The organism is Achromobacter sp. (genome assembly GCF_032102605.1).
Lineage (GTDB): Bacteria > Pseudomonadota > Gammaproteobacteria > Burkholderiales > Burkholderiaceae_B > Achromobacter.
In genome coordinates, this window is sequence record NZ_DAMDGT010000001.1 from 191,587 (window position 1) to 216,127 (window position 24,541).

Below are 24,541 nucleotides of genomic sequence, written 5' to 3' on the forward strand. Positions count from 1 at the left end.
GCTAGTACGCGCCACGCCCGTGGGGCGTGGTCGCGGCGCTCTGGCGGCGCCGTCGACTTGCGGAACTTTACGGAGTTTTGCCCAAGTTAACTGTCAATTACTGCAAAGGGATGATTACGGAGCGGCTGCCTTGGCGTATTCTTTCGTCGCAGGCCGTGCAATCGTCTTGGCGCGGCTATATAGGTTCAACACGGACAGACGTGCATCATCCAGCGGGGTGATTGCGCTATGGGCGTCTATTCGTCGTTATCGTAACAAAAAGCATCAAAAATGCTTGCGTGTAACGCGTTTGCTAGTGCGAACCCAGTGCAACGGCAGTTCCAACCACGGTGCAGGTTCAAAAGGCCTCGACCGACATAAACCATGACGACAAGCTTGTTTTTCCTGATGTGGGGCCTGGCGACGGCGTTGGCGCTGCCGTTGCTGCTGCCGTTCCACGGCCGCGGGGTGGAAGGCGTGCCGGCGTTCATGGCGGCGAACGTGCTGGCCGTGCTGTCCATGCTGGCGTACGCGGCGGCGGACATCGTTCCCCCAGGCGCCTATGTGATGGTGTCCAACGCGGCGTGGACGTGTTCGGCGGCGCTCGTGTACATCGGCGTGCGCCAGTTCTTCGGGCTGCGCCCGCATATCCTGCGCACGACCGTCCTCTGTTCGCTCTGCATGTTCGGGTTTGCGCTGCTGCTGTACCGCAACGACAGCCTGGTCGCCCGGATCATGCTGTTCTCGCTCTACACCTGCGTGCTGATGGCGGCGACGGGCACGGTGATCTTCCGGCAGCGCAAACGGATACAGACCGGCGGCGTCGTGCTGTACCTGCTGCTGGCGTTTTTCGGGGTGGTGGGAATCCAGGCGCTGCGCGCGTTCGTCTACGGCGCCGGTCTGGCAGCGCCCGTTTCGTTGCTGCAGCCGTCGGCCTGGAGCCTTTTCTTTATCGTCTGCGGATCGGTGACGGTGCCGGCGATGTTCCTGGCGCTGCTGTTCCTGATCCAGACATGCCAGGCCGAAAAGATGCAGGCGGCGCTGACGTTCGACAGCCTGACCCAGGCCTATTCGCGCCGCAGCATCATGGACGCGCTGGAACACGATCTTCAGCGTTGCGAACGCGCCGGCGGCAAGCTGGCGGTGCTGGTGCTGGACATCGATCACTTCAAATCCATCAACGACCGATATGGTCACGCGGCAGGCGACACCGCGCTGCGGCACTTTGCCAGTGTCGTGCAGAACGCGGTGCGTTCCAGCGACCGCTTCGGCCGGTTGGGCGGCGAGGAATTCGTGCTGCTGATGTATGACTGCGACCCTGCGTCCGCGCTGGTGCAGGCGCAGCGCGTCTGCGACGCCTTGCGCGACACGCCCCTGTATTTGCAGGGCCTGGAAGTGCCGATGACCACCAGCGGCGGACTGGCGTCGTATCAGCCGGGCGACAGCGCGGACGTCATCCTGGCCCGGGCCGACGTGGCGCTTTACCAGGCCAAGGAGCAGGGGCGCGACCGCGTCGTGATGGCATGGAGCGGGCGCGGGGTGGTTCGCGCCGCCGGCGGCCAGCCCGCCGGCGCTGCCTTGGCCCTGGAAGAAACGGCGGGCTCTACGGCTTGAGGTGTTCGGTCAGGAACTTCTCCATGGCCTCGTAAAACTCGAACTTGTTCTCGTCGTTGTGGAATCCATGGCCTTCGTTGTCCTTGACCATGTATTCGACGTCGACGCCGCGCGCCTTCAGCGCCGACACCATCTGGTCGCTTTCGTCCTTGTTGACGCGCGGGTCCTTGGCTCCCTGCGCGACGAACAGCGGCGTCCTGATCTTGTCGGCGTGCAGGGCGGGCGAGGTTGCGGCAAGGCGGGCCTGGTCGCGCACGGGGTCGCCGACCATGTCCTGCATCTTGTCCAGCATGGGTTTCCAGTAGGGCGGGATGGACTTCATGAACGTGAACAGGTTGGACACGCCCACGTAGTCGACCGCCGCGGCATACAGGTCCGGCGTGAAGGTCACGCCCGCCAGCGTGGCATAACCGCCATAGCTGGCGCCGTAGATGCCGATGCGTTTCGGGTCGGCGATGCCTTGCTGCACCAGCCATTGCACGCCGTCGGTGATGTCGTCCTGCATCTTCAGGCCCCACTGCCCGAACCCGGCCTCCCAGAAGTCCCGCCCGTAGCCGGTGGATCCGCGGAAATTCATCTGCAGCACGCAGAAGCCGCGATTGGCCAGGAACTGCACTTCCGGGTTGTAGCCCCAGCCGTCGCGAGCCCAGGGGCCGCCGTGCGGATTCACGATGCATGCCAGGTTCTTGGGCGGACGGCCCGCGGGTAGCGTCAGGTAGCCATGAATGGTCCGGCCGTCGCGGCTCTGGTAGCTGATGGGCTGCACCCGCGACATGTCCGCCTCGGGGATCGCCGGATTCAGGTCCGCCAGCTTGGTCAGGGTATCGGCCGCGGCGTCATAGATATAGCGGGAGCCCGGCGTGCGGTCGTTGTATGCCGCGACGATGAACTTGTTCTCGTCGCGGTTGCCGCCCTGGATGACGAAGTCGTAGCCGCTGAGCCGCGCCGCCAGGGTCTTGTTCAAGGCTTCGGTTTCGGCGTCGAAGAATTTGTATTGCGGCTTGTCCGTCTGGTAGGACGCCAGCGTCAGTACGCGCCGCTTGCGCGAGAACGCCGCGCCGTCCAGGTCCACGGCGTCGGGCGTGAAGATGACTTCTTCGTGGTCGGGGCTGGACGGGTCGATGACCACCAGCGACAGCTTGTCGCGGCCCCGGTTGCTCAGCGCGTAGAACCTCTTGTCGTCGAAGGTGAAGAACGCCGGGCTGACGCTCGTGCGGTAATCGGTGGTGATCAGCGGACGGAACTCGGAGGCTTCGTCGTCACGATAGAGCAGGGTGGTGTTCAGCCCGTCGCTGGCGACGGCGGCGCGCACCTTGCCCGCGTGGTCGGTCTGCCAGCCCACGATGTTGCCCGGATTCTGCGCAACCAAAACGGCAGCCCCGGTGTGGACGTTGACGCGGTAGACGTCGAAGACTTCCGGATCGCGCTGGTTGTGGCTGATCAGGACGTGGTCGGGATCGTCTTCGAGGTCATCCTCGATGCCCGCGCGCACGCCTTCATAAGGCGTCAGGTCGGTAATCTTGCCCGTCTTGGCGTTGACGGCCAGCACGTGGAAGTTCTCGTCGCCGCCGAAATCCTTCTGGTAAAGCACGACGTCCGCGCCTTTCCAGAAGTAGTTGCTGATGTCGCGCGCGGTCTCGCTTGTCAGCTGGCGCGGTTCGCCCACGAGCTGGCTGCCTTGCAGCGGCTGGACGTAGATGTTCATCCGGGCCGGGTGGCCGTCCACGCTGGTGGGCTGCATGAAGGCCAGCGTCTGGCCGTCGTCCGACAGGCGGAAGTAGCCGCGTTCCGGGTTGCGGAAGAAGTCTTTCAGGGGATAGACGCGGGGAGGCTGCTGCGTGGCGCAGGCACCCAGAGAGGCGCCGACGATGCCGGCTGCCAGGACGGTGCGCAAGAATGAGAACAAGGGATACCTCCGTGATGTCGATCCGCGTTGCGATGGGGCGCGGGACGATGGCGCGGACGCGCGCCAGGGGCGGCGTTCCGGCGGGCCAGTCCCGGCGGCTCGTCGATAATGCCATAGCCGCGCGAAGGGTGTCGAACCGGCCCCACTTATGCCGCCTGACCGTTTGCGGGATAATCGCGGCAATTCTTCTGGAGATTTACATGTACAGGAATCTGGTCGCGGCTTCGGCGCTGGCCCTGGGGTTGGCCGGCTGCTCGCTGGGCATTTCGCAGGACGGCGCGTCGCCGCACAGCGAATTCAAGGCGCCGGTGGCTTTCAAGGACGCCTATGACGCGGTCATCCGGCAATCCAATGGCTGCCTGCGCAGCACCGACAATGCCTATCGCGTCGTTTCTGACCTGAACGAGAGCGCGCAGTCGGGCGTGGTGCGCGTGCTGGCGCCGTATTCTGACCGCGAGATGTCGCGGGTTGACCTGAAGGCGCTGGGCCCCAAGTCCACGGACGTGCGTATCGTGATGTGGGGCAAGGGCACCTGGGACGCCGCCGCGATGCGCGCGATGCAGGACGCCGTGTACTACAGCCTGGTGTCGTGCAGCACGTACATGCCGCTGGACCCGCGCCCCGCGGTCAAGCCGTCGCGCGACCTGCCCAACTGAGCCGGGCGCGCAAACGGCAAATAAGTCAGTCGCCGCCGGGACGGCGGCGGATGATCTTGAAAGTAGCGGTGGCGCGGGCCACCAGTTCGCCATCGGCGCGGTGGATGTCGCCCTCGCAGAAAGCGATGGACGCGCCCCGGCGCAGGCAGCGCGCCTCGATCACCAGGTCGCCCGTGGCGGGCGACAAAAACGTGGTGTTCATGTCGATGGTGGCCATGCCCTCGGTGGCGTCCGCCGAGCCGCGCGCAGCGGCGCTCAGCGTGAAGTCCAGTACGCTCATCAGGGTGCCGCCGTGGACGTCGCCGCGGCTGTTGGTCAGGTCCTGGCGCCACGGCAGCGTCGTACGGGCGTAAGCCGGCGCGATGCTCTCCGGCACCAGGCCGATGAAATGCATGAAGGGAATCGTCAGGCCGAAATAGTCGGTTTGGTTGGAAGCGGGTGCAGTCATGGAACCGTCGTGGGCGGGTATGGGTAGCGGATTGTCGGCGGTCATAATATATGCTTTTGCCACGGGATTGAGGCCATGAGCGGGCTTGCGCCCTCGCGACCTGCACGCAAGATCGTGCATGTGGACATGGACGCCTTCTACGCGTCGGTCGAGCAGCGCGACAACCCGGACTTGCGCGGCAAACCGGTGGTTGTCGCCTGGACCGGCCCACGTTCGGTCGTGTGCGCGGCCTCGTACGAGGCCCGCCGCTTTGGCATCCATTCGGCCATGTCGGCCATCAAGGCCGAGCGGCTCTGTCCGCACGCGATCTACGTCCCGCCTGATTTCAACCGCTACCGCGACGTCTCTCGCCAGATCCGCCAGATATTCGCCCGGCATACCGACCTGATCGAACCCTTGTCGTTGGACGAGGCGTACCTGGACGTCACGGTCAACAAAGGCGGATTGCCTTCCGCCACCGAGGTGGCCCAGGTCATCAGGCATCAGATTCGCGAGGAAACGGGCCTGACCGCGTCGGCGGGCGTCGCGCCCAACAAGTTCCTGGCCAAGATCGCGTCCGACTGGAACAAGCCGGACGGTCTTTTCGTCGTGCGGCCGAACAAGGTTCTGGACTTCCTGGGCCCTTTGCCCGTGCGCAAGGTGCCAGGCGTGGGCAAAGTGACGCAGGCTCGGCTGGAACAGCTGGGCATCCAGACCGTGGGCGATCTGGCCACGCACAGCGCGCAGGAGCTGGAGCACTATTTCGGCCGGTACGGGCGACGCCTGTACGAACTGGCGCGGGGCATCGACGAGCGCGAAGTCCAGACCGACCAGCCATTGCAACAGGTGTCGGCCGAAACCACGTTTTCGCAGGATGTCCGGCTGGACGCCGTGGGCGAGGCGCTGGACCGCATGGCGGAAAAAGTGTGGGACCAGGCGCTGAAGAAGGGCGCGCTGGGACGCACGGTGGTTCTCAAGCTGAAGACCGACCGGTTCCGCATCCTGACGCGCAGCCAGACGAGCCCGAATCCGCCCAGTTCGGCGGCCGAACTGGCGTCTTTGGCCAGACTGCTGTGCGAACGCGTGGAACTGCCGCCGGAAACGCTATACCGGCTGGCGGGCGTGGGAATGAGCAACTTCGCCGATCCGGCGGAGCAGTCACGCCAGCCGGATCTATTCGGCGGCGCGTTCTAAGCGCCTGTCGGGCGGCCCTGCAGGGGGCCGCCGCTGTTTGGCGACAGCCCTAGTTCAAGCGAGCCTTCACCTGCTGCGACAGCGCGGTCATGTCCGCGCGGCCGGCCAATGCCTGCTTCAGGATGGCCATGACCTTGCCCATGGCGGGCGCGCCGGTCACGCCTTGCGCGGCCACTTCGGCCAGGGCGGCGTCGATGGCGGCCGAGACTTCCTCGGGCGTGGCGGCCTGCGGCAGGAATTCCTGCAGCACGACCAATTCGGCCTTTTCCTGCTCGGCGGTTTCCGTGCGGCCGGCCTGCTCGAACGCCGCGATGGATTCACGGCGCTGCTTGACCTGCTTTTCGATGATGGCGGTGATTTCGGCGTCGGACAGGTCGCGGCGTTCGTCCACTTCCTTCTGCTTGACCGCGGCCAGCAGGAAACGCAGCGTGGCCAGGCGTTCGGCGGCCTTCGCGCGCATCGCGTCCTTGACGGAGTCTGACAGGCGGGTCTTGAGCGTAGCTGTGCTCATCGGTAAACCTTTATGGTGTGGCGGTAAACGGGAAGTTTAAACCGGGCGATGATACCTGCCACCAAGCCGATTGCGTCCTTGGACTTTAAAGATGTATTATAAATATATGTTTAAAGGCGAGCACGATCGCAATACAAGGAGCAGTTGATGTTGAGCCCCCAAATCCGCGCGCTGGTCAAGGCCACGGCGCCTGTCCTGAAGGTTCATGGCGTAGCGCTGACCAAGCATTTCTACGCGCGCATGTTCCAGCACAACCCGGAACTCAAGCACGTTTTCAACCAGGGCCACCAGGCCGGGGGCGCGCAGCAGCATGCGCTGGCCGGCGCGGTGACCGCATACGCAGAACACATTGACGATCCCTCCGTGCTGATGCCGGTGGTGACGCGCATCGTGCACAAGCACGTCAGCCTGGGCATCCGGCCCGAGCATTACGCCATCGTGGGCAAGCACCTGCTGGCCTCCATCCGCGAAGTGTTGGGCGAGGCCGCCACGGATGAACTCGTGGACGCCTGGGCCGCCGCCTATGGCCAACTGGCCGACCTGCTGATCGCCGAAGAGTCGCGTCTGTATGCGGAATCCGCGAACAAGCCGGGCGGCTGGACGGGCTGGCGAGCCTTCCGCGTGGTGGGCAAGCAGCGGGAAAGCGCCGAGATCACGTCGTTCTACCTGGCGCCGGCCGACGGCGGCACCGTGCCCGAATACCGCCCGGGCCAATACGTGTCGGTGCGTGTCTTCGTGCCTGAACTTGGCCTGATGCAGCCTCGGCAGTACAGCCTGTCCGACGCGCCGGGCCAGGATCGCCTGCGCATTTCGGTCAAGCGCGAACCCGCTGGCGACCAGACGCCGGCCGGCCGCGTGTCCAATGCCCTGCATGACCGCCTGGAAGAGGGCGGAGTGCTGGATGTGGCGCCGCCCCAGGGCGATTTCTTCCTGCGTGAAGAGGGCAACGCGCCCGTGGTGCTGCTGAGCGGCGGGGTTGGCCTGACGCCCATGGTGTCTATCCTGAACCACTTGGTGCGCGCCGAAGACGACCGCCAGATTCGCTTCGTGCATGGCTGTCGCAATCGTTCCGTGCACGCCATGCGCGACCACGTCAACGATATCGCCGCGGCGCGCGCCAACGTGCGCAAGGCGGTGTTCTACGAGGAAGTCGGCCATGGCGACCAGGCCGGCCGCGACTACGACTACCAGGGCCGTGTCGATCTGCACGCGATCCGCGACGAAGCCATCGTCCCCGGCGCGGACTATTACCTGTGCGGGCCGGCGGCCTTCATGCGCGCGCAGCGAGAGGCGCTGGTTGGCCTGGGCGTCGCGGAAGACCGCATCCACGCCGAGGCGTTCGGCACGGGCGGCGTTGCTGCCTGAGCGTGTATCCTGGCGGCCTGATTCCCACGGGCCGCCAGGTTCCTATCCCATCCCACCATGCAACTGACACGATTCACCGACTTCGGCCTGCGCGTCCTGATGTACCTGACGCAATGCCAGGACCGGCCCGCCGCCGTCACGATCCCCGAGATCGCTGACCGCTTTGGCCTGTCCCGCAATCATCTGGTGAAGGTGGTGCATTTCATGTCGCAGCGCGGTTGGGTCAGCACTTCGCGGGGCAAGGGAGGCGGGATGAGCCTGGCGCGTCCGGCAAAGGATTACCGCGTCGGCGACCTGGTTCGCGAACTGGAGCAGCAGGGGCCGCTTATCGATTGCCGCGAACCGCCCTGTGCGCTGGATGGCGTGTGCCGACTGTCCGGCGTGCTGGCGCAGACGCTGCAAGCCTTCTATGACGCGCTCAACGGCTACACCCTGGACGACCTGGTGCGCGAGCCCACCGCCGCCGCCATCATCAAGCTGCATCGCATCGCCTGACCGACAGGCATGAACTTTGGTTATGGCTCCTGCGGCGTTTGGTATTTGCCGCCGCGGGCGCCCGCGTAACAGAATGGGCCCATTCGCGGTCTTTTTTGGATAACGGTATGCGCGTTTGCGTGATTGGAGCCGGCGTCGTGGGTGTGACGTCGGCTTATTTTCTGGCGCGTCAGGGATATGACGTGGTGTTGGTCGACAGCCAGCCCCGCCCGGCGGAGGTCTCCAGTTACGCCAACGGCGGGCAGCTCAGCTACAGCTATGTCGCGCCGCTGGCGGGTCCCGGCGTGCTGCCCAGTGTGCCGGGATGGCTGCTGAGGCACGATTCTCCATTGCGCTTCCGGCCACGGCTGGATCCCCATCAGTGGCGCTGGTGCCTGCAATTCGCGCTGGCCTGCCGCGCATCGGTAGCCAAGGCGTCCACCGCCCAGTTGCTGACGCTGTCCTACCTCAGCCGCGACGTGATGCACTCCCTGCTCGAGCAGGAAAGCCTGGACTTCGGCCACCTGAAGAACGGCAAGCTGATCGCCTACCGCAGCGCCGACCTGCTTGATAAAGCGCGGGCACTGGTGGCCTATCAGGCCGCGCATGGCGCCGAGCAGCAGGTGCTGGACGCCGCCCAGACTGTCGCGCGCGAGCCCGCGCTGGCCGGCATGGGGGCTAGCCTTGCAGGCGCCATCTACACGCCCAGTGAAGAAGCCGGCGACTGCCGCCAGTTCACCGAAGCGCTTTTCGACCGCCTGCAGGACATGGGCAACGTGCAGTGCGCGATGTCCAACCCGGTTTCCGGGTTGCAGCGCGAAGGCCGCCGCATCGTCGCCGTCAACACCCGCGACGGCGATATCGGCGCCGACGCCGTGGTGCTCGCCACGGGCATCGGCACGCGGGCCCTGCTGAACCCGCTGGGCCACGACGTGCCGCTTTACCCCTTGAAAGGCTACAGCCTGACCGTACCCCTGGCCGATGACGACGCCGTGGCGCCGCGCATCAGCGTGACCGACTACGAGCGGCGCATCGTCTACGCCCGCGTCGGCGGCGTGCTGCGGATCGCGGCGATGGTGGACATCGGCAGCGACAACGCCGATATCGATCCCGCGCGCATCGGCCTGCTCAAGCAACAGGTGCGGGAAGCCTTTCCCGCGCTGGACCTGAGCCAGGCGATTCCCTGGGCGGGTCTGCGTCCGGCCACGCCCACCGGCAAGCCGCTGATCGGACGCAGTCCCGCAGCCGACAACCTCTGGCTGAACGTGGGACAGGGGGCGTTGGGCTTCACCCTGTCTTGCGGCAGCGCGGCGCTGCTGACGGCGCAGATGGGCGGCATGGATCTCCCGCTGGATCCGGCGCCCTTCAAACCTTGAGCGGAATGTCCATTTTGAGATAGAGCCTGCCTTTTCATCGGCAGACGGACCGGCGCGCGCTCAATAGGATAGCGATCGACCTCCCGGCAAGCCACCATTCGGCTTGGCCGGAGGGCACGTATCCCATCCTCTGAGCGAATCCGCCATGTCCTATCTCTTTCCTTTGTTCGCCATCCTGTTCTGGGCGGGCAATGTCATCGTGTCCAAGATGGCCGCCAGCGCCATCTCTCCCACCGCCATCACCTTCTATCGCCTGCTGCTGGCGCTGTTCCTGATGGGCCTGTTCACGGCGCGGCCCGCATGGCGCAATCGCAAGACCATCCTGCGCCATTGGCCCAAGCTGGCGCTGTATGGCGCGCTGTCGGCGGCGGTATTCCAGGCGCTGTCGTATCGGGCGGCCGAAACCACCACCGCCACCAACATGGCCATCCTGACGGCGCTCATTCCGTTGCTGAGCATGTTGCTGAGCGTCTTGATCCTGCGGGATCCGCTGACGCTGGGCATGGCCGCGGGCGGCGCGCTGTCTTTCGTGGGCCTGCTGTATCTGGTGGGGCAGGGGGACATGCTCAGCGTCTTCCAGCACGGCGTCCATGTGGGCGACGGACTGATGCTGCTGGCCGCCTTGTCCTATGCGCTGTACGGTGTGTTGCTGCGCCACTGGAAGGTGCCGGTGCCCGCCTGGCAGTCGACCTTCGTGCAATCCATCTTCGCCCTGATCTACATGCTGCCGCTGTACCTGCGGGTGCCGGCGGCACAGGCGGCGTTGGACGCCAATACGATTCCCCTCGTGTTGTACGCCGGCATTTTTTCGTCGGTCCTGCTGTCGTACCTGTGGATCGAAGGCGTGCAGCGGCTTGGCCCCAACCGGTGCAGCATCTTCATCAACCTGCTGCCGCTGTTCACCGCGCTGGCCGCCTTCGTGTTGTTGCGCGAGCAGCTGCATGGCTATCACCTGCTGGGCGGGGCGGTCACCCTGGCCGGCGTGCTGCTGGCGCAGACGGTGCAGCGCCCGCTGTTCGGCGCCCGTAGTGCGCTTGCGGCAGGCAAGGCTTAGCGCCGGATTCACGGGCGTTCAAGACAGGCGTCGGCGCGCGCCGCATAGTGGCCATCTTTGAACGGGACGGCCATGAGCATTTTCCAGAGAACCACCATTGCGCTGGCGCGCAGCCCCGCGGCTGGCCGGGCCATGCGCGCGATCGCACGCCGCTCTTCGCTGGCGCGCCGCTTCGTCGGCGGCGCCAGCGTTGACGAGGCGGTTCAGACCGCCTTGCGGTTGCGCCAGGCGCACGGCATCAGGGCGTCCCTGTTCTATCTGGGCGAGTACGTGGCAGACCCGGAAGCGATCGAGCACAACGTAAGCCAGGCGCTCGCTGCTTGCCGTGCGCTGCGCCAGGCCGGGCTGGACGTTCACGTGTCCGTCGATCCCACCGCCATCGGCTACATGCACAGCGACGCGCTGGGCGCGGACAATGCGCGCCGCATCGGACTGGCGGTGCAGGAGGGCGCGGGAAACGGATGCGACTGGATGGTGCTGGACATGGAAGACGACGGCATCCGGGAACGCACCTGCGACCTGCATCGGAATCTGCTGCAGTCAGCCATTCCCGCCGGGCTGACGCTGCAGGCGCGGCGCCGCCGCACGCCGGAAGACCTGGCGTTCGCCATTGGCCAGCGGACGTCGCTGCGGCTGGTGAAGGGGGCGTTTCCGGAACGCGCGCTGGACCACGCGGGCCGCGCGCGCATCGACCAGGCTTATCTGGATACGGCCTCGATCATGCTGTCGCGCGAGGCGCGGGCATCGGGCTTTTACCCGGTCTTCGGTACGCACGACGACCGGCTTGCCGGCGCCATCATGGACCTGGCGCGCGGGCGGGGCTGGTCCGCCGACGAATTCGAGTTCGAAATGCTCTATGGCGTTCGTCCTGACTGGCAGTTGGCGCTGCGCGGATTGGGCTATAACGTCAGGGTCTATCTGCCATTCGGCGCGGACTGGTGGCCATACGCCATCCGCCGGGTGGGAGAAAGCCCTCGCAACGCGTGGCTGCTGGCCCGTTCGCTGACCTCGGACGGGCGCTACTTCGGATAGCCGCGAACGGCTGGCGCATTCATGGCGGTTTCTCAACATATCTGGCATTGCGGCGCGGACCTGCCCGGGGACGTGCTGATCTCGGACTTGCAGGCTTTCCGCTATGCGCCGCATTTTCATGACGCCTGGGCCATCGGCGCCATTGCGCAGGGGCGCTGCGAATTCACCGTGCGCGGCGTTCCCTATTCCGCCGGCGAGGGCGAGCTGGTGGTGATCGGCCCGGGCCAGGTCCATACCGGCGGCACGGCTGCCCAGGTGCTGGCGTATCGCATGGCGTACATCGATCCCGCCTGGTTCCAGGACCACGAACGCGTGCTCTACGCCAATGGCGCCTGCCCGGCCGGGCCGGTTGTCACTGATCCCGAACTTTGCGGCAGATGGCTGGATGCCCTGACGCCTGATGACGTCCCGTCCGAACAGCGCCGCGAGCGCATTTCGGCCGCGCTGTTCGGCCTGCTTGCGGCGCACGCCGCGCCGCGCGAGCCCGTGCCGTCAGCCAGCGATGAACCCGACGTATGCGCGTTGCTGCGCGAGCGCATGGCGGCCGATCCCGCGTGCGCGCCGGACCTGGAGGCGATGGCGCAGGCCCAGGACCGGCATCGCACCACGCTGGTCAAGCAATTTGCCCGTCGTTATGGCCTGCCGCCCCAGGCCTGGCTGCGCAATTGGCGCGTGGCGCGGGCTCGCGCGCTGCTGCGGGGCGGGTTGCCGCTGGCGGATGCGGCCCAGGCAGTGGGCTTCGCGGATCAGGCCCACCTGACCCGCGTGTTCAAACAGATCTACGGCAGCACGCCCGGCGTGCTGCTCAAGGCAGACGCCGCGGGCTCCCAGACGTTGTGACTGCGTGGCGTCTCGAGCCGGTAATCCGAGTATTTGCGTGTGAAGAACTCCGACCCCAACGCTCGCGCCGCCGCCAAGGGCTGCCGGGGGTCCCGCGCGACCTCGCCGCGCCGGTTGCCGGCCCCATGCACGTAGCCGACAAAGTCCGAATGGGTATAGCGCGCGTATTCCTGCATCTGGTGCACGATGCCGAGCGCCGCCCCGGGATAGGTTTCCTCCGAGGCGACCGCCAGCCCCAACCGCTTGCCGGCCATGCGCGCCTTGACGCGTTCCGGCTCGGGACCGGACCCCGCGTAATGGCTGAACGAGCGGTCGAAGAACGCCTTGGCCTGCGCCGACATGCCGTACCAGTAGACCGGCGTGCAAAGCAGCAGGCCGTCGGCGGGCAGGAAATGTTCCAGGAAAAGCTCGGCGTACCGGTCTGACGGCGCCGCGGCATGACGCAGATCCGGCAGGAAGCTGCTGATGTAGTCATCAATGAAAAGCAGGCTCGCGGAGATTCCCGCGGCGGCCGCGCCAAGCCGCGCGGCCTCGCCCAGGGCAGCGCTGTTGCCGTCGCGGCGCGGGCTGCCGACCAGGATGAGCAACTTGCGGCCTTGGTGATTTGAATTCATGCCTTTCTCCTGTTTGGATCAATTGTGGTTCGATTCAACAGCGGAAATTCTGCGCAAACCGCGCCATGGCGACAAATGACGAATCCTTGACTAAGATGAATCCAATTCATCCTGAAAGCTGATCCATGTTCGCCACGCTTCCCGTCACTGCGCTGCGCACGTTCGAGGCCGCCGCGCGGCTGCGCAGCTTCAAGCTGGCCGCAGCCGAACTCTCCGTAACGCCCACCGCCGTCTCGCATCAGGTCAAGGCCCTGGAACGCCATGTGGGATTCGCGTTGTTCGACCGCGTGCCGCGTGGCGTGCGTCTGACCGACAAGGGCGCTCGTCTTTTCGCCAGCGTGCATGGCGCCTTGCTGGACGTGGCCCAGACCCTGGACGCGCTGCGGCCCGCGCCGGCGTCTGGCGCCCTGACGGTGTCCACGACGCACTCGTTCGCCGCGCTCTGGCTGGTGCCAAGGCTGGGACGATTCCATCAGGCGCATCCGCAATACCAATTGCGTTTGGATGCTTCGCCAGACCCGGTGGACCTGCTGCAAGACGCCAGCGTGGACGTGGCGATCCGCTACAGCCGGCAGCGCTATCCGGCGCTGCACGCCGCCTGTGCGCTGCGCGAGTGGTTCGGCGTGTACGGCGCGCCAGCGCTGGTGGCGCGGGCGGGCAAGCGCGCGCCGGCGCTAGTGACGGTGCGCTGGCGCGATTCCGAACTGTACGAAGAGGGGTGGCAGGCGTGGTGCGAAGCCGCCGGCCTGCCCGCATGGCGCCGGCCCGTTGCCGAGCATGCGTATGTGGAAGAGCACTACGCCTTGCAGGCTGCCATCGCGGGGCAGGGACTGGTGCTGGCCAGTTGCGTCATGGTGTCCGACAGCGTGGCCGCCGGAACGCTGGTGCCGTATCGTCCCGAGATCCGTGTTGCCGGGTCGACATATACCGCGCTGTGCGCGCCGGGGCGCGAACGGCATCCGCCCGTCAGGGCTTTTCTGGCGTGGCTGCGCAAGGAATTCCGGATCTAGACCCCGCCATCGCGGGCTTTGGGTTCGCGCGGGGCAGCAGCGGCAGCGCGGCCAGCATGCATGCGCCCGCGACAAGCCATGCAGCGGGCCAGGAACTGGCCGCGACGATGTGCGGAATCGCCAGGGGCGTCAGGAACAATCCCAGGTAGACGCAGCTGTTGGCCATGCCCAGTGCGGTGCCGGCCCGCGCCGCGCCGGCCTGAGTGGCCAACTCGGTGTATGCCACGCCGTGCCAGGCCGATGCGCATACGCCCGCCGCGGTCAGCAGCGCCGCCGTGGCAAACACGGCGCCCGCCGTGTCCGGCGCCGCGCGTACCGTCCAGGCGGCCAGGGCCAGCGCCGCATACAGCACGAAGCTCAAGGCCGCGCAGGCCCGCAGGTACGCGCGGCGGTTGCCGCGGCGGTCCGTCCACCTTCCGCTGGCGATGCGAGCAACCATGGCGCCCAATTGCACGACCACCATCACGGCCGTCAGGACGCCAAGGCTCGCGTGGATGTAGTCGTTTAGAAAGACGGTGGCAAAGGTAAGTATCGCGAACTGCGGGCTGCACATGATGCCGATGGCAAGCGCCGCGCGCCAGACGCCCGGGTCTCGCAGCGGACTGGAAGCGGATGGGCATTGCGGGGCGACGCCGCGCGGTTGGCCGGGATCACGCAGCCAGCACGCGCCCAGCAAGGCGGCCGTGCCGCACATCAGCGCAAGCACGCCGTAGACGGCGCCGAAGCCGGCATGCGCCGCCAGCCAGGGCAGCGCCAGCGCGCCCAGGCCGCCGCCCAGCGGCACGGCCGTCTGGCGGATGCTCATGGCCAGACCTCGTTCTCCCTCGTCGAACCACGCCATGACGGCGCGGCCGCTCGCCCCGTTGACGCTGCCGCCCAGCACGCCGACCAGCATCAGGCCCGCGGCCAGGAGCCACAGGCTGGGCACGGCGCCGTCTGTCGGAACCGCCCAGCCGCTCATCCAGGCCAGCGCGGCCGTCGTCGCGGCCAGGCCCGTCAGCAGCACTGGGCGGTCGCCGAACCGGTCGGTCAACAGGCCCCACGGCAGTTCGAACAACGCCACGCCCAGGCCAAGCAGGCCCAGCGCCAAGCCAAGCTCGGCGTTGACCAGGCGGTAGCCGGCACGCATGAAGATGGCGGTGGTGGGCAGCCCCGCGGCGGCGGCGGAAAACGCCGCATTGGCGGCCACGCCCACGGACAGCACCTTCCAACGATGCGACGGCCTGGCGTGAGCGGGAGACGGGAAGGGCGATGAGAACGACACGATGGCACCTGTAAATCGGATTGACGGCGCCAGTCTGCGCCTCTACCATCGTTCTGAAAATCAGGAAGTTATGTACAAAAGGTTTTGAAAAACAGGACTATTTCCATGCGGCCCATCACGTTCGATCTTGAGGTGTTGCGCAGCTTCGTCGCCGGTGTGGACCTGGGCAGCTTCGGCCGCGCCGCCGATCGCCTGGGCCGGTCCACGTCCGCCGTCAGCGCGCAGTTGAAGAAACTGGAAGAGCAGGCCGGGGTGGCGTTGCTGCGCAAGGACGGGCGTGGCCTTGCGCTGACCGATGCCGGCGAGACCATGCTGGCCTATGCCCGGCGGCTTCTGGACCTGAACGATCAGGCATGGCGGGCCGTGCGCGGCGCGGAGTTGCAGGGCACGGTGCGGCTGGGCCTTCAGGAAGACTTCGGAGAAATGCTGCTGCCTCGCGTGCTCGGCCGCTTCGCGCGGGCGCACCCCAAGGTCAGGATCGAGGCGCGCGTGGCCCGCAACAATGACCTCTTGGAACGCATTTCCCTGGGACAGCTGGATCTGGCGCTTGCCTGGGACCATGACGCCCGCCTGCCGCAGGCGCAACGGCTGGCGGAATTGCCCATGTGCTGGATCGGGCCCGCGCAAGCCGGGCCGGCGCCCGATGCCGGGGGCGCGCTGCCGCTGGCGGCATTCGAGTCGCCATGCCTGTTTCGCGGCTGCGCCACCGACGCCCTGGATCGCGCCGGCATTCCCTGGTTGGCCACCTTCACCAGCCCCAGCCTGGCGGGACTGTGGGCGGCGGTGTCGGCCGGCCTGGGATTGGCGGTGCGCACCCCGTTGGGCCTGCCATCCGTCGTTCGCGCCCTGAAGCCGGGCGAATATGGCCTGCCGGAACTGCCGGCCATTGCCCTGTCGCTGTACCGCGCGCACGCGCAGCCCGACCCGGTCTGCGCCGCCCTGGACGAAATTCTCGTGCAGTGCGTCAATGACAGCGTCGCCGCATGGACGGCGACGCGTTTTGCTGCCTCGGAGGCCGTTGAGTCGTGAATCAATTCCATGAGATGACGGTCTTTCTGGCCGTGGCGGATGCGGGCAGCTTCGCCGCGGCGGCCAGGCGGCTGGAGATGTCCGCGCCCACGGTGACGCGCAGCGTCGCCGCGCTGGAACGCCGCCTGGGGGCCTTGCTGCTGGTGCGCACGACTCGCAGCCTGCGCCTGACCGAGGCGGGTCGGCGCTATGCCGACGATTGCCGGCGGATCCTGGAACAGGTCGAGCAGGCCGATGACGCGGCGGCCGGCGCCATGGGCGCGCCGCGCGGCGCGCTGTCCATCACGGCGCCCGCGCTCTTCGGCGAGCTGCACGTGATGCCGGTGGTGCTGGGGTACTTGCGCGAACACCGCCAGGTGTCCGTCCGCGCGCTGTTGGCGGATCGCGTGGTGAACCTGCTGGACGAGGACATCGACGTCGCGGTGCGGATCGGCGCGTTGCCCGATTCGTCGCTGACCGCGGTGCTGGCCGGGCACGTGCGCCGCGTGGTCTGCGCGTCTCCCGACTTTTTGCGCCAGCATGGCGTGCCGCAAGACCCGGACGCGCTTCATCGCTTCTGCACGATCACCGCCGCCATGGAGGGCAGGGGGCCGCAATGGCGCTTCCTGCAGGACGGCCAGCCTCGGCGGTTGAACGTGCAGTCGCAACTGACGGTCACGTCTTTCCAGGCGGCCGTGATGGCCGCCCGCGAAGGCTGGGGCCTGACGCAGGTGGTGTCCTATCAGGTAGCGCAGCACCTGGCCAGCGGCGCGCTGCAAGTGGTGCTGCGCGATTTCGAACTGCCGCCGCTGCCCGTGCACGTGGTGTATCCCGAAGGCCGGAAGAGCTCGGCCAAGGTGCGCAGCTTCGTGGAGTTCTGCGTGGAGGCCCTGCGCCGCGATCTGGCCACGCTGCCAGCCTGAACGGCTTTATTTCATCCCCGGCAAGAGTGTCTTGCCGACGCTGGCCGTTCCCGTTTCGCGCGCCGCGCTCCAAGATGGAACCCTGATTCCACTCGGGAGCATCCCATGCAAGCCACCCCCCTGAAGTTCTACCGTTACGCGCTTTCCGGCCATGCGCACCGCGTCGCGTTGATGCTGTCGCTGCTGGACGTGCCGCATCAGGTCATCGACGTGGACCTGCGCGCCCGTGAACAGAAGCACCCGGAATTCCTGGCGCTCAATGCGTTCGGCCAGGTGCCGGTCATCGACGACAACGGCGTCGTGATCGCCGATTCGACTGCCATCCTGGTCTATCTGGCAAAGCGTTATGGCGGCGAGGCCTGGCTGCCCGAGGATCCCGCCGGCGCGGCTTCTGTCCAGCGCTGGCTGTCGGCCGCGTCCGGGCCGCTGGCGTCCGGTCCCGCGGCCGCCCGGCTGGTGACCCTGTTCGGCGCGCCGTACGACGTCGAATCCACGCTGGCGCGCGCGCACGCCTTGCTTGCCGTGATGGAAGGCGAACTCGGCCGGCGGGACTATCTGGCCGGCAGCGCGCCCACCATCGCGGACGTGGCCTGCTATGCCTATGTGGCCCACGCGCCAGAGGGCAACGTGTCGCTGGCGGACTATCCGCAGGTCCGCGCATGGCTGGCCCGCATCGAAAACCTTCCGCGCTTCGTTCCCATGGCGTCGTCGGCCGTCGGACTTCTGGCTGCCTGACGACTAGCGCCGCCCCGCAAGGAGACCATCATGAACTCTTCCGAAAACACTGCGCCATCACCCTGGCACGCCGGGGAGCTTCAGTTGCAGGAACACGCCGGCGTCGCGGCGCGCATGGACCTGGTTGGCCGCAAGGTCATCCGCGACTACATGCCCGAGCAGCATCGCGAATTCTTTGCGCAGCTTCCCTTCCTGGTGGCGGGGGCGGTGGATGCGCAAGGCGATCCGTGGGCCGGCATTCTGGAAGGGAACCCGGGCTTTGCCGTGTCGCCCGATCCGCACACCTTGCGCATCGCCGCCATGCCGGACGCGGACGATCCGCTGCGCGCCGGGCTCGGACTGGGCAGGGATGTGGGGCTGCTCGGGATCGAACTGCACACGCGTCGGCGCAATCGCATGAACGGCCGTATTTCGGGCTGGGACGGCAAGCGGTTCGAGGTAACGGTGGCGCAGTCCTATGGCAACTGCCCGCAATACATCCAGTCGCGGGATTTTTACTTCTCGCGCTCGCCGTCATTGCGATTTGCAGGCGCGTTGCCCGAGCAGGCCGGCCTGGACGCGGCGGCGCGCGCCATGATCTCGGCGTCCGACACGTTCTTTGTCGCCAGCTACGCCGACCTGGAAGAGGGCGCTGGCGGCCGCGGGGTGGATGTCTCGCATCGCGGCGGCAAGCCAGGCTTCGTGCGGGTCGACGGCGATGTGCTGACCATCCCGGACTTCTCAGGCAACCGTTTCTTCAACACCCTGGGCAACCTGGCGGCCAATCCGGTGGCGGGGCTGCTCTTCATTGACTTCGAACGCGGCGATGTCCTGCAACTGAGCGGTCGGGCCGAAGTGATCCTGGACGACCCCGCCATCGCGTCATTCGATGGGGCTGAACGCCTGTGGCGCGTGCACGTGCGCCGCGCGGTCAGGCGGCCCGGCGCGCTGGCCCTGCGGTGGCGCTTCGATTCGTACTCGCCGACCGCGCTTGCCACGGGCCAGTGGCCGGCGGCCGCCTAGCCGTCAGGGTCGCGCCGTTCCGTAGGAATCGCCAGGAAGGCCGGGCGCAGGCTGCTCCACCTTGCGCACGACCGTATCGTCGGGCCCTAGCGCGCGCCCGTCCTGCGCCAGTATTTGCATCCGGCGTACCGGTTGGCCGCGCTTGCGGTCGATCAACGCCGAATGCGCTTCGTCCGGGCCGTAGTAATGGTCCTCGCCCCATTGGCGCAGGCCCACGATCACCGGGAACAGCGCTTCGCCTTTTTTCGTCAGCACGTACTCCTGGTAGGCGCTGCCGTCCGATGCGGGCGCCACGGCCAGGATGCCGTGCGAGACAAGCGTCCGCAGGCGGTCGCTGAGGATGTTCTTCGCCATGCCCAGGTTTTTCTGGAATTCCCCGAACCGGCGCAGACCATCGAAGGCGTCGCGCACGATCAGGAGCGACCACCAATCGCCGATGGCATCGAGCGAGCGCGCCACGGGGCAGGCGGCGCCTTCAAAACTGGTGCGTTTGACCATGTCGGATCTCTTCCGGTTGTCGAGCTGGGCGAAATTCGGTTGCATTATAAAACCTGCTAACCTAGCATTCCAGTTTCATCATAAAACCACATCGATTATGAAAACTGCCATACACCCTGAATCCTCCGAGCCGGCTCCAGAAGTCCCGATGCCCGCCGCGCTGGTTCTGTTGCTGGCTGCCGCCTGCGCGCTCAGCGTCGCCAATGTGTATTACGCGCAGCCCCTGCTGGACGCCATCGGGCGGGAATTCGGCTTGGACGATGCGGCGGTCGGCATCGTCGTCACCGTCACGCAATTGGGCTGTGCGATTGCGCTGCTGTTCGTTGTGCCGCTGGGCGACCTGCTGGACCGCCGCCGTTTGATGCTGGCCCAGCTTGGCCTGTTGGTACTGGCCCTGGCCGCCGTGGCTTGGTCGGCGAACACGCCCTGGCTGCTGGCGGGCATGTTGGCGCTAGGCCTGCTGGGCACCGCCATGACGCAGGGCCTGCTTGCGTTGTCCGCCGCGCTGGCCGCGCCGTCGGAGCGCGGGCGCGTCGTCGGCGCAGCGCAGGGCGGGGTGGTCATCGGGCTGCTGCTGGCGCGCACGCTGGCAGGCGGCCTGGCCGACCTGTGGGGCTGGCGCGCGGTGTACGTGGTGTCGGCCGGCCTGTCCGCGCTGCTGGCGCTGGTGCTGGCCCGCTGGCTGCCGCGCCGGCGCCTGCCGCAGGCCGGCCTGCGATATGGGGCGTTGCTGCGTTCGGTCTTCACGCTGCTTGCAGAAGAGCGCGTCCTGCGCGTGCGCGGCGTGATCGCACTGCTGATGTTCGCCGCGTTCAGCGCATTCTGGACCGCGCTGGTGCTGCCCTTGAGCGCGCCGCCGCATTCGCTGTCGCACACGGCGGTGGGTGCATTCGGCCTGGTGGGCGTGGTGGGCGTGCTGATGGCGGCGCGCGCCGGGCGGCTGGCGGACGCGGGGCACGGGCAGCGCACGACTGCGGCAGGGCTGGCGTTGCTGTGCCTGGCATGGGTGCCCATCGCCTTTCTGGACCAGAGCCTGTGGCTGCTCGCCTTCGGCGTGCTGGCGCTGGACCTGGCGCTGCAGGCGTTGCACGTCACCAACCAGGCGATGATCTTCAGCATCAGCGCGCAGGCGCACAGCCGGCTGGTCGCGGGGTACATGATGTTCTACGCGGTGGGCAGCGGCCTGGGATCGATCGCGGCCACGGCCGTGTATGCCCGGACCGGGTGGCTGGGCGTGTGCGCGCTGGGCGCGGGGATCAGTGTGGCGGCGTTGTTGTTCTGGGCGGTGACGTTGCCGCGTGGGGCTGGCGCCGCCAGCCCTGTGGCAGGCCGGGCGCGAATCTAGAAATGCGCCCGTGCCTTCCGTTCAAGCGTGGATCCACGCCGAGGCGTCCACGACGGTGGTGTATCGCTGAGCGCCGGCCCGCAGGCGCGGGCCGGGCTTGAGCCTTACGGCTGCACCTCGTACTCGCCCGTACCCAGCACGACCGCAGCCAGCCCCGGGGCCTGCGTCAGCTTGTGCAGTGCGTAGCACTGCGCCGTGGCGATCTTGGCATCGTGGAAGGCCGGGTCCTGGTTGCGAAGATCCAGGCTGGCCAGCAGCGCGCGGGCCATCTGCCAACCTGCGAAGGTGGTGCCGGCCAGCATCAGGTAGGGCACGGCGGCGCCGAACACGGCATTGGGATTGCCGGCGGCGTTGGCCAGGATGAATTCCACCGCGCTGGCCAGTGCCTCGCGGGCCTCGCGCAACGGCTTGAGCATCCGCTTGGCAGCGGGCTCTGCGCGGGCTTCCAGTTCGCCTTCCGTCTGGCGCACCGCGTCCAGCAGGGCCCGCGCCACGGCGCCGCCGTCGCGCAGGGTCTTGCGCCCGACCAGATCATTGGCCTGGATGGCCGTGGTGCCTTCATAGATGGCCAGGATGCGGGCGTCGCGGTAGTACTGCGCGGCGCCGGTCTCTTCGATGAAGCCCATGCCGCCATGGACCTGCACGCCCAGGCTGGCGACGTCGATGGACATTTCGGTGCACCAGCCCTTGACGATGGGCACCAGGAATTCCTGGATGGCCAGTTGGCGCTTGCGCTCGTTGGCATCGGAGCTGGCGTGCGCCAGGTCGGCGTGGCCGGCGGTGACGTAGGCCAGCGCGCGACCGGCTTCGGTCAGGGCGCGCATGGTGCCCAGCATGCGGCGCACGTCGGGGTGCTGGATGATGGGCACGGCGTCGCGCGAGGATCCGTCCACCGGGCGGCTCTGCACGCGCTCGGCAGCGTAGGCCAGCGCGTGCTGGTAGGCGCGGTCGGCGATGGCGATGCCCTGCACGCCCACGGCGTACCGGGCCGCGTTCATCATGATGAACATCGCGTCCAGCCCGCGGTTTTCCTGGCCGACCAGATAGCCCAGCGCGCCGCCCGCGTCGCCGAACTGCAGCGTTGCCGTCGGGCTGGCCTTGATGCCCAGCTTGTGCTCGATGGACACGCAGGCGACGTCGTTGCGTTCGCCCAGCGAGCCGTCTTCATTGACCAGGAATTTGGGCACCAGGAAGAGCGAAATGCCTTTCACGCCTTCGGGCGCGTCAGGCAGCCGCGCGAGGACAAGATGCAGGATGTTTTCCGCCAGGTCGTGCTCGCCGTAAGTGATGAAGATCTTGGTGCCGGACAGGCGGTAGGTGCCGTCGCCCACGGGTTGGGCGCGGGTGCGGATCATGGCCAGGTCCGAGCCTGCCTGCGGCTCGGTCAGGTTCATGGTGCCGGTCCACTTGCCGGAGATCATGGGGCCGATGAAACGTTCGCGCAGTTCGGGCGAACCGGCGGTCATGAGGGCTTCGATGGCGCCGTTGGTCAGCAGCGGGCAAAGGGCGAACGACAGGTTGGCGGCGTTCAGCATTTCAGAGCACGGCGAGCCGATCAGGCCCGGCAGCCCCTGGCCGCCGTATTCCACCGGATGCGTCATGCCTTGCCAGCCGGCTTCGGCATATTGGCGAAAGGCCTGCTTGAAGCCGGGCGCGGTGGTGACGGCGCCGTCGCGCCAGGTGCTGGGCTCGCGGTCGGCCGGGTGGTTCAGCGGGGCCAGCACTTCGGCGGCGAAATGGGCGGACTCTTCCAGCACGGCCTGGGCCGTGTCCGGCGTGGCCTCTTCGAAGCCGGGCAGGGCGGCTACCTGGGGCAGGCCGGCCAGGTGGTTCAGCACGAACAGCATGTCTTTAACGGGGGCTTGGTACGTCATGGCGTATGGGCTCCTGGATGTGTCGGATAAACGGGTCAGGCCGGCTTGCCGGGGTTGGCCACGTCGATGGCGGACGTGGCGCCGACGGCGGCGCGCAGCTCGAATTTCTGGATCTTGCCGGTGGAAGTTTTAGGCAGTTCGCCAAAGCGTACCGCGCGCGGCACCTTGAAGCCCGGCAGCAGCAGTTTGCAGTGGGCGATGATTTCTTCCTCGGTGGCGGTGCAGCCGGGCTTGAGTTCGACGAAGGCGCAGGGCGTTTCGCCCCATTTCGGATCGGGCATCGCCACCACGGCCACGGCCGCCACGGCGGGATGCCGGTAGAGCGCGTCCTCGACCTCGATGCTGGAGATGTTTTCGCCGCCCGAGATGATGATGTCCTTGCTGCGGTCCTTGATGCGGACGTAGCCGTCCGGCGTCATGACGCCCAGGTCGCCGGTATGGAACCAGCCGCCGGCAAAAGCGGCTTCGGTGGCGCGTTCGTTCTTCAGGTAGCCCTTCATGCAGATGTTGCCGCGGAACATGACCTCGCCGATGGTCTCTTCGTCGGGCGGTACCTCCTGCAGGGTTTCCGGGTCGCGCACGGAGACGCCCGCCTGCAGGTGGTAACGCACGCCCTGGCGCGCGGTGAGCAGCGCGCGGCGTTCGTCGTCCAGCGCGTCCCAGGCATCCTGGTGGGCGCACACGGCTGCCGGACCGTAGACCTCGGTCAGGCCATACACGTGGGTCAGTTCAAAGCCGATCTCACGCATTTTGTCGATGACCGCCGGCGCGGGCGCGGCGCCCGCCACCATGGTGCGCACCGTATGCGTGATCCCGGCGCGCATGTCGGCGGGCGCGTTCGCCAGTGCGCTCTGCACGATGGGCGCACCGCAATAGTGGGTGACGCCCTCGTCGCGGATCAGGTCGAACACCGTCTTGGGATCGAACTTGCGCAGGCAAACGTTCACGCCGGCGCGCGCGGCCACAGTCCAGGCAAAGCACCAGCCGTTGCAGTGGAAGAGCGGCAGCGTCCACAGGTAAACGGGATGCTTGGGCATGTCCCATTCCAGGATGTTGCTGACCGCGTTCAGGTAGGCGCCGCGATAGTGATAGACGACGCCCTTCGGGTCTCCGGTGGTGCCCGACGTGTAGTTCAGCGCGATGGCATCCCATTCGTCGGCGGGCGGCTTCCAGTCGTAGGTGGCCGGCGCGGCGGCCAGGAAAGCTTCGTAGTCGGTGGCGCCGGGCAAGGTTGCCGGAGCACTCTCCAGGTCATGGACCGAGATGACTTTCAGGTGCGGAAATTCCGCGCGGGCGCGCTGGGCCAGGTCGGCGTATTCGGTGTCGATGATCAGCGCGCGGGCTTCGCCGTGCCCCAGCATGAACAGCACGCTGGGCGTGTCCAGGCGGGTGTTCAGCGTGTTGAGCACGGCGCCCAGCATCGGCACGCCGAAATGGGCCTCGACCATGGCCGGAATGTTGGGCAGCATCACCGCGACGGTGTCGCCGCGGCGGATGCCGGCCTGCTCCAGCGCGCCGGCCAGCCGCTGGGCCCGTTCGTAGGTCTGTGCCCAGGTGCGGCGCGTCTTGCCGTGGACGATGGCCAGCCGGTGTCCATACACCTGAGCGGCCCGGGCGATGAAATCCACGGGGGTCAAGGCTTCGTAATTGGCCTCGCGGCGCGCAAGGCCGTGGTCGAACATGCCGGTCATGCTTAGTCTCCATTGGGGCGGGCGCGCCCCTTATTCATGTGCGAGGATCCTTGATCCCCGTCGCTTGCCCTAGCTTATGGCCGGCCGGAAAATGGTGTCTGTCGCTTGCATGACAGACCTCCGGCTGGCTGCGCATCCCCGAGTTTTAC

The 24,541-nt window shown here is 67.1% G+C and carries 23 protein-coding genes; 15 read left to right on the forward strand and 8 right to left on the reverse strand.

The window, feature by feature from the left end; genetic code table 11:
• Nucleotides 1–363: 363 nt before the first annotated feature.
• Complete coding sequence (locus RT614_RS00915) at nucleotides 364–1,593, forward strand: GGDEF domain-containing protein (RefSeq protein ID WP_313619640.1); 1,230 nt, start codon at nucleotides 364–366, stop codon at nucleotides 1,591–1,593.
• On the opposite strand, the gene RT614_RS00920 is transcribed toward RT614_RS00915, so the two are convergent.
• Nucleotides 1,583–3,499: a S9 family peptidase gene (locus RT614_RS00920; RefSeq protein ID WP_313619641.1), complete on the reverse strand. Its 1,917-nt coding sequence runs from the start codon at nucleotides 3,497–3,499 to the stop codon at nucleotides 1,583–1,585. The genes RT614_RS00915 and RT614_RS00920 overlap by 11 nt on opposite strands.
• Before the next feature lie 200 nt (nucleotides 3,500–3,699).
• Between RT614_RS00920 and RT614_RS00925 the strand changes: the two genes are divergently transcribed.
• Nucleotides 3,700–4,155, forward strand: a complete 456-nt coding sequence (locus tag RT614_RS00925; RefSeq protein ID WP_313619642.1) for a BPTD_2524 family lipoprotein — start codon at nucleotides 3,700–3,702, stop codon at nucleotides 4,153–4,155.
• 25 nt (nucleotides 4,156–4,180) lie between these two features.
• Here RT614_RS00925 and RT614_RS00930 read toward each other — a convergent pair whose 3' ends face one another.
• Nucleotides 4,181–4,603, reverse strand: coding sequence for a PaaI family thioesterase (locus RT614_RS00930; RefSeq protein WP_313619643.1), 423 nt, complete (start codon nucleotides 4,601–4,603; stop codon nucleotides 4,181–4,183).
• A 75-nt stretch (nucleotides 4,604–4,678) separates the two neighbouring features.
• Here RT614_RS00930 and dinB point away from each other — a divergent pair, with 75 nt between their 5' ends.
• A complete protein-coding gene (dinB, locus tag RT614_RS00935) occupies nucleotides 4,679–5,776 on the forward strand; it encodes a DNA polymerase IV (RefSeq protein WP_313619644.1) in 1,098 nt (365 codons plus the stop codon).
• A gap of 49 nt (nucleotides 5,777–5,825) precedes the next feature.
• Here dinB and RT614_RS00940 read toward each other — a convergent pair whose 3' ends face one another.
• Nucleotides 5,826–6,287: a GatB/YqeY domain-containing protein gene (locus tag RT614_RS00940; RefSeq protein WP_313619646.1), complete on the reverse strand. Its 462-nt coding sequence runs from the start codon at nucleotides 6,285–6,287 to the stop codon at nucleotides 5,826–5,828.
• Nucleotides 6,288–6,434: 147 nt separating this feature from the next.
• Here RT614_RS00940 and hmpA point away from each other — a divergent pair, with 147 nt between their 5' ends.
• The 6 genes from hmpA to RT614_RS00970 all read left to right on the forward strand — a co-directional run bounded on the left by hmpA (nucleotide 6,435) and on the right by RT614_RS00970 (nucleotide 12,428).
• A complete protein-coding gene (gene hmpA, locus RT614_RS00945; RefSeq protein WP_313619648.1) occupies nucleotides 6,435–7,652 on the forward strand; it encodes an NO-inducible flavohemoprotein in 1,218 nt (405 codons plus the stop codon).
• Nucleotides 7,653–7,709: 57 nt separating this feature from the next.
• The gene (locus RT614_RS00950) at nucleotides 7,710–8,147 is read left to right on the forward strand and encodes an Rrf2 family transcriptional regulator (RefSeq protein ID WP_313619649.1); all 438 of its coding nucleotides are present in this window, start codon (nucleotides 7,710–7,712) and stop codon (nucleotides 8,145–8,147) included.
• Between the two features lie 107 nt (nucleotides 8,148–8,254).
• Nucleotides 8,255–9,502: a D-amino acid dehydrogenase gene (locus RT614_RS00955; protein WP_313619651.1), complete on the forward strand. Its 1,248-nt coding sequence runs from the start codon at nucleotides 8,255–8,257 to the stop codon at nucleotides 9,500–9,502.
• A gap of 145 nt (nucleotides 9,503–9,647) precedes the next feature.
• Nucleotides 9,648–10,556 (forward strand): DMT family transporter, encoded by a 909-nt coding sequence (locus RT614_RS00960; protein ID WP_313619652.1) that lies wholly within the window; start codon nucleotides 9,648–9,650, stop codon nucleotides 10,554–10,556.
• A 72-nt stretch (nucleotides 10,557–10,628) separates the two neighbouring features.
• Entirely contained in the window at nucleotides 10,629–11,588 is a 960-nt protein-coding gene (locus RT614_RS00965; RefSeq protein WP_313619653.1) for a proline dehydrogenase family protein, read from the forward strand.
• Between the two features lie 21 nt (nucleotides 11,589–11,609).
• Entirely contained in the window at nucleotides 11,610–12,428 is an 819-nt protein-coding gene (locus RT614_RS00970; protein ID WP_313619654.1) for an AraC family transcriptional regulator, read from the forward strand.
• Here RT614_RS00970 and RT614_RS00975 read toward each other — a convergent pair.
• Nucleotides 12,368–13,042: an NAD(P)H-dependent oxidoreductase gene (locus tag RT614_RS00975; RefSeq protein WP_313619655.1), complete on the reverse strand. Its 675-nt coding sequence runs from the start codon at nucleotides 13,040–13,042 to the stop codon at nucleotides 12,368–12,370. The genes RT614_RS00970 and RT614_RS00975 overlap by 61 nt on opposite strands.
• A 125-nt stretch (nucleotides 13,043–13,167) precedes the next feature.
• Here RT614_RS00975 and RT614_RS00980 point away from each other — a divergent pair, with 125 nt between their 5' ends.
• Entirely contained in the window at nucleotides 13,168–14,052 is an 885-nt protein-coding gene (locus RT614_RS00980) for a LysR substrate-binding domain-containing protein (RefSeq protein ID WP_313619657.1), read from the forward strand.
• Here RT614_RS00980 and RT614_RS00985 read toward each other — a convergent pair.
• Nucleotides 14,009–15,316, reverse strand: coding sequence for an MFS transporter (locus tag RT614_RS00985; RefSeq protein ID WP_313619659.1), 1,308 nt, complete (start codon nucleotides 15,314–15,316; stop codon nucleotides 14,009–14,011). The genes RT614_RS00980 and RT614_RS00985 overlap by 44 nt on opposite strands.
• 105 nt (nucleotides 15,317–15,421) lie before the next feature.
• On the opposite strand from RT614_RS00985, the gene RT614_RS00990 reads away from it, so the two are divergent.
• From RT614_RS00990 to RT614_RS01005, 4 genes are all read left to right on the forward strand, one after another.
• A complete protein-coding gene (locus tag RT614_RS00990; RefSeq protein ID WP_313619660.1) occupies nucleotides 15,422–16,345 on the forward strand; it encodes a LysR substrate-binding domain-containing protein in 924 nt (307 codons plus the stop codon).
• A 14-nt stretch (nucleotides 16,346–16,359) separates the two neighbouring features.
• Nucleotides 16,360–17,247, forward strand: a complete 888-nt coding sequence (locus RT614_RS00995; RefSeq protein ID WP_409558420.1) for a LysR family transcriptional regulator — start codon at nucleotides 16,360–16,362, stop codon at nucleotides 17,245–17,247.
• A 105-nt stretch (nucleotides 17,248–17,352) separates the two neighbouring features.
• Nucleotides 17,353–17,982 carry a glutathione S-transferase gene (locus RT614_RS01000; protein WP_313619663.1) on the forward strand — a complete coding sequence of 210 codons (630 nt, stop codon included), beginning with the start codon at nucleotides 17,353–17,355 and terminating at the stop codon, nucleotides 17,980–17,982.
• A gap of 30 nt (nucleotides 17,983–18,012) precedes the next feature.
• Entirely contained in the window at nucleotides 18,013–18,984 is a 972-nt protein-coding gene (locus tag RT614_RS01005; RefSeq protein WP_313619665.1) for a pyridoxamine 5'-phosphate oxidase family protein, read from the forward strand.
• 3 nt (nucleotides 18,985–18,987) lie between these two features.
• On the opposite strand, the gene RT614_RS01010 is transcribed toward RT614_RS01005, so the two are convergent.
• Nucleotides 18,988–19,482, reverse strand: coding sequence for a helix-turn-helix domain-containing protein (locus RT614_RS01010; protein WP_313619666.1), 495 nt, complete (start codon nucleotides 19,480–19,482; stop codon nucleotides 18,988–18,990).
• Nucleotides 19,483–19,630: 148 nt separating this feature from the next.
• Between RT614_RS01010 and RT614_RS01015 the strand changes: the two genes are divergently transcribed.
• Nucleotides 19,631–20,827, forward strand: a complete 1,197-nt coding sequence (locus RT614_RS01015) for an MFS transporter (protein WP_313619668.1) — start codon at nucleotides 19,631–19,633, stop codon at nucleotides 20,825–20,827.
• A 104-nt stretch (nucleotides 20,828–20,931) separates the two neighbouring features.
• Here RT614_RS01015 and RT614_RS01020 read toward each other — a convergent pair whose 3' ends face one another.
• Nucleotides 20,932–22,701, reverse strand: coding sequence for an acyl-CoA dehydrogenase (locus tag RT614_RS01020; protein WP_313619669.1), 1,770 nt, complete (start codon nucleotides 22,699–22,701; stop codon nucleotides 20,932–20,934).
• Between the two features lie 35 nt (nucleotides 22,702–22,736).
• Entirely contained in the window at nucleotides 22,737–24,392 is a 1,656-nt protein-coding gene (locus RT614_RS01025) for an acyl-CoA synthetase (RefSeq protein WP_313619670.1), read from the reverse strand.
• Between the last annotated feature and the right edge of the window lie 149 nt (nucleotides 24,393–24,541).